The organism is Oscillospiraceae bacterium, assembly GCA_015067255.1.
Classification (GTDB): domain Bacteria; phylum Bacillota; class Clostridia; order Oscillospirales; family SIG519; genus SIG519.
The window spans coordinates 1-6,412 of record SVMS01000050.1 but is presented as its reverse complement, the minus strand read 5'-3'; the positions used below and the strand labels follow the sequence as shown (position 1 = coordinate 6,412).

Genomic DNA, 6,412 nt, shown 5'->3' with positions numbered 1-6,412 from the left:
AAGAGCGCAGATATAGAAGGCATAATCCTCAAGGAAGCCTTTTACTGTGCTTCTTTTTTCACGAAAGCTTGTATAAAGCTGTAAGCTTTGGCACATATTTTTTTCAATAAAGGACTGCGCCTTTTTTGCCGCATTGAGATATTTTTCTTTCTTTGATACTCTGTAAAGCATACAAAACGCCGCTATTGTCATAGAGTTCCAGGAAACTAAAATTTTATCGTCTAAGCTGAGCAAAACTCGATTTTTTCTAAAATCATACAGCTTTTTCAGCTCCTCCTCGAAGCCTGTGGGGATTTCATCATTTTTTAATAGATTGGGAATATTTTTACCTTCAAAATTCCCTTTTTCACTTATGTCAAAGCACATATTGAAGCTTTTTGCCATTTGACCTAAAAGGTCGGATGTTTCCTTTTGGGAAAACAGGTAATATTTACCCTCAACCCCTTCACTGTCGGCATCCTGAGCGCTGTAAAAGCCGCCGTCATTTGATGTCATTTCTCTGAGGATATATTCAGCTGTCTTTTTGGCAGTGTCAAGATAAACAGAATTATTTGTCAAGCTGTATGCCGCCGAGTATGCTACTATAAGCAGGGCGTTGTCATACAGCATTTTTTCAAAATGAGGTACGAGGAATTTTTCGTCGGTGGAATATCTCGAAAAGCCGTAGCCGATATGGTCGAAAATTCCGCCCTTTCGCATTTGAATAAGTGTTTTCTCTGCCATTTCCAAAGCATTTTTGTCGTTGCTTGTTTTAGAAAATAGCATCAGAAATAAAAGATTGTGAGGAGTGGGAAATTTAGGTGCAGACCCAAAGCCGCCGTTTGATGAGTCAAAGGTATCTGAAAAAAACTGTACCGCTTTTTCAATTAAATGCTCATCTTTTTGGCTGCTTTGAACATAGCTTGCCTGCTTCAGATGCTTTATGATTTTTTCAGATGACTTTAAAAGTCTTGAACGGTTAGTGCACCATTCGGCTGCAATTGCTTTCACAATATCGGAAAAGCTCGGCATACCGTAACGGCTTTGAGGAGGGAAATACGTGCCGGCGAAAAAAGGCTTTTTATCCCAGCTCATAAAAATACTCATAGGCCAGCCGCCGCTTCCTGTAAAGGCTTGACAAAATGACATATATACGCTGTCTATGTCAGGACGCTCTTCTCTGTCCACCTTTATTGAAATGAAATACTTATTGAGAAGCTGTGCAACCCTTTCGTCTTCAAAGCTTTCATGCGCCATGACGTGACACCAATGGCAAGTGCTGTAGCCGATGCTTAAAAAAACAGGCTTGTCCTGTTTTTTAGCATCTTCAAAAGCCTCCTCGCACCAAGAGTACCAGTTGACAGGATTTTCTGCGTGCTGTAATAAATAAGGACTTGTTTCCTTTGATAAACGATTGCTCATAAAATCTCCTAAAAATTTATTTAAAATTAGCTTTCCTCAAAAGGAAAAGGGTATGCGTTCCAAGTTGAAAAAACAAAACGTTTTTTGTTTATATTGTATAAAAACGGCAAAAAACAACTTTACAAAACGTTTAAGTAAAAAAACGAGAGATTTTTAGATAGTATGTGTAGCGTATTTTTTGCCCATTAATTACATAAAAATATAGTTAAAAACAAAATTTTATTTAGATTTTGTTGAAATTTAACAAAAACGCATTGAAAAAGAATTTCAAATTTACAAAACGTTTTACTTGAAATGAAAAAACTTTTAGTGTATAGTATATTCAACACCGATTATGTGTTAATTGCATAATGTACCTTTAACATAAAAGGAATCCGAAATTTGTTCATAATACACAAAATAGTCTGAAAAAGACTTTTAAATTTCTTAGAGCGGATTACTTGATATACAAAGGCTTTTCGTGTAAAATTATTTTATACCAATTATGTGTTAATTACATAGACGGAATCTTTTTTAGGAGATGTAGAAAATGGCATTAACTAACAAATATTTAGCAGATTTACTCGAAAGAGTAAAGCAGCGCAATCCCGGTGAGCCTGAGTTTATTCAGACAGTTACTGAGGTTTTTGAGTCTATTCAGCCCGTTGCTGAAAAAAGACAGGACCTTATTGATGCAGGCGTATTCGAGAGAATAGTAGAGCCTGAGCGTCAAATCGTATTCAGAGTTCCCTGGGTTGATGACAATGGCAAGGTACAGGTTAACAGAGGATTCAGAACACAGTTCAGCTCTGTTCTTGGTCCCTACAAAGGCGGTATCAGATTTAACCGTAACGTTTACAGCGGTATTATCAAATTCTTAGGCTTTGAGCAGATTTTCAAAAACGCTCTTACCGGTCTTCCTATCGGCGGCGGCAAAGGCGGTTCCGACTTTGATCCCAACGGTAAATCCGAAGGCGAAATTATGAGATTTTGCCAGAGCTTTGCTACAGAGCTTTTCAGACACATCGGTCCTAACACCGACGTTCCCGCAGGTGACTTAGGTGTTGGCGGCAGAGAAATCGGCTACATGATGGGCCAGTTTAAGAGACTTGCTAACGCTTACGACGGCACATGGACAGGTAAGGGTACTCAAAACGGCGGTCTTGCAGGCAGAACTGAGGCTACAGGCTACGGTATCGTATTCTTTGCAAGAGAAATGCTTAAGCATGACGGTCTTGACCTTAAGGGAAAGACAGTTGCTGTTTCCGGCTTCGGTAACGTTGCTTGGGGTACTGTTCAGAAGCTCAATCAGTTAGGCGCTAAGGTTATTACAATTTCCGGTCCTGACGGATACATTCTTGATGAGGACGGCGTTTGCGGAGAGAAAGAAGACTTTATGCTTGAGCTTAGAAATTCAGGCAAAAACATCTGCGCTCCCTACGCTGAGAAATTCAAGGGCGCTAAATTCTTCGCAGGCAAAAAGCCTTGGGAAGTTAAGGCTGACCTTTACATTCCTTGCGCAACTCAGAACGAAATTCACCTTGAAGATGCTAAGCAAATGGTTGCAAACGGCTGTAAATACCTTTGCGAAGGCGCTAATATGCCTACCACAAACGAAGCAATCGCTTACTTACAGGAAAACGGCGTAATAGTAGGCCCCGCAAAAGCTGCAAACGCAGGCGGCGTTGCTTGCTCTTGTCTTGAAATGAGCCAGAATGCTGAACACATCATCTTTGATAAGAAGGATGTTCTTGACCAGCTGGAAGGCATTATGGTAAATATCTTCAAGCAGTCAGTTGACGCTTGTGAAGAGTTTGACCTGGGCTACAACTTAGTTGCAGGTGCAAACATCGCAGGCTTCATCAAGGTTGCTGAAGCTATGAAAATCCAAGGCGTAGTTTAATATCAGATTTTCAAAAACCGTGTGGAATTTTTCCGCACGGTTTTTTATTTGCCAAATGTTGACAAAAAGACACAATAACAGTATAATATTCATATAAAACAAATGTTTATTTGAAACATTATAGACAACAATTACAACTTGGCTGTGATAAGAGGTGTTTAATATGGTAAAAAAAGGACTTATATTATTAATGATATATATTATATTGATAAGTGTTCCCTTGTTGTTTTTGGGGAAAGCGCTTATGTTATCTTATTTTTTACCGTTACTTGTTGTTTTTATTATTTTTAAAAAACTACTATCTAATCTAAAACAAATTTATAAAGCGCTTTATTTTTTAATTATAGCTTTAATTTCCGTTATACCTCATGTGATTTGTTGTTATTATCATTATTATTTCGGTTTTGCAGATATACCGGCAGTGATATTTATAATGCTTTTTTCGATTTTATTTAATGTTATTCCTGCGCTTATTATATCTATATTCTATTTATTTATATATTTAAAAAGTAAGTAAATGTAATTACAAATCAAACTAAAGAGTGATATTAATGAAAAAAATATTATTTATTGCTTGCGCTTTGTTTTCTTTATTGTCTTTTACAAGTTGCAGTGAAAAAACATATTCGTTGAGAAATCCTGTTGACGAAATTGAAAGTATAGAGATTGTTTTTGCAGAAAATAGCTTAGAGTTTACCGTTACAAAAACTCTTTCAGAAGAAGAAAGAGAAGCTTTTTTCGAACAATTTCAAAAGATTGAATTTGAAAATTATTTTTTAGGGGATCCAATGTTGGTCAATGGAAATTCTGTGAAGATAACCTATCAGAACGGAGATTATGAAATGATTTGTTACCGTTGGGCTGAGTATGTAAAAAACGGAGAAATCTATTTTGTTCGAAAACATTGTGACGAAAAAACTTTTAATGAACTTATTAATAGTTTCTTAGAATAGGTAAAAATCGCGGGAGTGAAAGTATGAGTCTTTTTAATCAAAGGGTTGAGTATCGGGGGTATGATTTGGTTTGAAAAGTTCTTTTAAAATCATTATTACCGTAATTAATATAATCTCTTGTTTTTTTGTTGTAATACTTGGTGCTGTTGGTTTTGTTGTTGATATAGCAGGTCCGACAAATTACGAAAAAATAGCCAAGATATTAAATGTTTCATGGACATTTAAACAAACTTGGGTTTTTTCAATGATTTGGTTCTTAATTTTTGTTATCACGTGTGTTATTCTCAAATTGTTATCCAAAAAGTAACACATAGAATCGTCTCCTGTGTTATTAAAATTAGAGGTTGCTTATGAAAAAAATTGTTATTATTATTTTCATTTTGGCTTTTGTTGTAAGTGTAAGTTTCTTCATTTATAATGAAATTGTTGCAGATGCTTTTCGCTATTCAACACCTGAAGAAGCATTTGAAAAAAGCAAACCATATAATGCAAGACTCGTGGATGTTTTTGAAGACTTCAACGTTGCTATGCTTGTATACAAGCGCTCAGACGGTGCTTTTTCGGATCACATCATCTTTAAAGAAGAACGCGGGTGGACATCGTTAAAAGTTACATTCGCGAGAAAGCAATTTCACGCTTTAACTGATGGGTTTGTTGATGCCAAAACTATACAGGGTAAAACAATAGTAACTTTTCGTTTTTTACTTGCAAAGGAAGAACAGATACCAACAATATCCGATTCTTTGAATACATCCTTCAATAGCGGTTCATATGAAGCGAATAGCGGACGGATTCTCGTATGTGGTTTTGGAGTGCTACAACAGGATTTTACGGATGACTATACCCTCTATATTGGAGAACAGAAAATTGTTTTAGCCAATAGCTAACACAATACAGGGGACTGCCGCTGTGGTTATTTTATATTAATAGGGTGATCTTATGAAAGAAAGAAAAAGATATTTTTATTTTGCAAGTCCACATTCTTTTACATATCCGATTTTTGTTGATTTGATGTTTGCAAGGAAAAATGATGTTATTATTCATCGTATAGACCGTAGCAAATGGATAGAAGTAAACAATTACACTTATTATGGAGAGCCGGTTAACTGCATTATTCCGGCACAGCCTATGGAGTATGATTTTGTTTTTAGTCTGCTAAACTCTAAATATAGCGATAACATTTTCGGAGCAGTTAACTATTTGCTTTGTAATTATCGGGAGAGGTTTATTAAAGATGTGAAAGCTAAAGCATATCCTAATATTGCCGCCGATATTATATTCCATTGTTTTGGGGCAGATATACATAGCGGATGTTAATATTAGAAATCTGAAACTACATAATATGCCAATAATCAACAGATTTCAGTGAGGAAACAGCAAGGGAGTACAGCAAGATATGAAAAGTTATTTTTTAGATGAATTTGACAATAAAAAAGACTATCTTAATTTTATTGAATATATGCTTTTGAACAGCGATACTTTTTCTTTGGTATATTTCAAATATTCTGAAAATGAAAAAGTTAAAAACACAGTAAAAGAAATTAAAAGCTTGCTGAGTCCATATAAAAAGTTTATGGTTAACAGCAACCAATGGCCCGGCACAGTTACTCTTAACACCAATAAACACATATATAAAGTAGCGCTTTATCAAGCTGACTTGGGTGCAAAAGAAGCGCTGTTTAAAGCAAATAATATTTACGATTGGCACTACCCCTTTTTCCCAATGGATTTGTGCTTTTTCAAAGACGGCTATGCTTGGTTTGAGCTGTGCGCTCATGAACGAATGTCGTATATTTATATTGATAATAAAAAGACATATTCAGATTTAATTAACATAGGAGCAAAGCTGAGCTATAAAGCCGATATTGACAACTCAGAATTGTTTTTAGAAAAGCAGTTGAAAGAAAAAGCCGAGATATAATACAAGGGACTGCCGCTGTGTTATAATGGTTATAAGATAAAAATCGTGGGAGTGACAAAATGAAAATAGATATAATTAATGCTGGATATGTTCATTGTAGGTCTGCTTTTTATTCAGTTCAAGATGTCTTAAATAATTCAAATAGTACTTTTACTATTGGAATAAACAAATTAATAGGTGAGATAGATTCAGGAATTTGGGCTGTAAGTTATCTATTATCAATGTATAAATATAGACCAAAAGATTTTATTTTGT

7 protein-coding genes are annotated in these 6,412 nt (G+C 35.4%); 6 read left to right on the top strand and 1 reads right to left on the bottom strand.

Annotated features, from left to right (window positions below):
* Window positions 1–1,401, bottom strand: a 1,401-nt coding sequence (locus tag E7480_08525) for a thioredoxin domain-containing protein (GenBank protein ID MBE6904631.1), incomplete at its 3' end; no start/stop codon positions are given.
* A 529-nt stretch (window positions 1,402–1,930) separates the two neighbouring features.
* Here E7480_08525 and E7480_08520 point away from each other — a divergent pair.
* The 6 genes from E7480_08520 to E7480_08495 all read left to right on the top strand — a co-directional run bounded on the left by E7480_08520 (window position 1,931) and on the right by E7480_08495 (window position 6,157).
* Window positions 1,931–3,283 (top strand): NADP-specific glutamate dehydrogenase, encoded by a 1,353-nt coding sequence (locus E7480_08520; GenBank protein ID MBE6904630.1) that lies wholly within the window; start codon window positions 1,931–1,933, stop codon window positions 3,281–3,283.
* A 163-nt stretch (window positions 3,284–3,446) separates the two neighbouring features.
* Entirely contained in the window at window positions 3,447–3,800 is a 354-nt protein-coding gene (locus E7480_08515; protein ID MBE6904629.1) for a hypothetical protein, read from the top strand.
* 34 nt (window positions 3,801–3,834) lie between these two features.
* Window positions 3,835–4,236: a hypothetical protein gene (locus tag E7480_08510; protein ID MBE6904628.1), complete on the top strand. Its 402-nt coding sequence runs from the start codon at window positions 3,835–3,837 to the stop codon at window positions 4,234–4,236.
* A gap of 350 nt (window positions 4,237–4,586) precedes the next feature.
* The gene (locus tag E7480_08505; protein MBE6904627.1) at window positions 4,587–5,123 is read left to right on the top strand and encodes a hypothetical protein; all 537 of its coding nucleotides are present in this window, start codon (window positions 4,587–4,589) and stop codon (window positions 5,121–5,123) included.
* Window positions 5,124–5,175: 52 nt separating this feature from the next.
* Window positions 5,176–5,553, top strand: coding sequence for a hypothetical protein (locus E7480_08500; GenBank protein MBE6904626.1), 378 nt, complete (start codon window positions 5,176–5,178; stop codon window positions 5,551–5,553).
* Between the two features lie 79 nt (window positions 5,554–5,632).
* Window positions 5,633–6,157: a hypothetical protein gene (locus tag E7480_08495; protein MBE6904625.1), complete on the top strand. Its 525-nt coding sequence runs from the start codon at window positions 5,633–5,635 to the stop codon at window positions 6,155–6,157.
* Window positions 6,158–6,412 lie beyond the last annotated feature (255 nt).

Excerpts from the sequence above, each read along its gene's own strand:
- E7480_08510 (MBE6904628.1), top strand. The coding sequence starts at position 3,835 with ATGAAAAAAATATTATTTATTGCTTGCGCTTTGTTTTCTTTATTGTCT.
- E7480_08515 (MBE6904629.1), top strand. The coding sequence starts at position 3,447 with ATGGTAAAAAAAGGACTTATATTATTAATGATATATATTATATTGATA.
- E7480_08495 (MBE6904625.1), top strand. The coding sequence starts at position 5,633 with ATGAAAAGTTATTTTTTAGATGAATTTGACAATAAAAAAGACTATCTT.
- E7480_08520 (MBE6904630.1), top strand. The coding sequence starts at position 1,931 with ATGGCATTAACTAACAAATATTTAGCAGATTTACTCGAAAGAGTAAAG.
- E7480_08500 (MBE6904626.1), top strand. The coding sequence starts at position 5,176 with ATGAAAGAAAGAAAAAGATATTTTTATTTTGCAAGTCCACATTCTTTT.
- E7480_08505 (MBE6904627.1), top strand. The coding sequence starts at position 4,587 with ATGAAAAAAATTGTTATTATTATTTTCATTTTGGCTTTTGTTGTAAGT.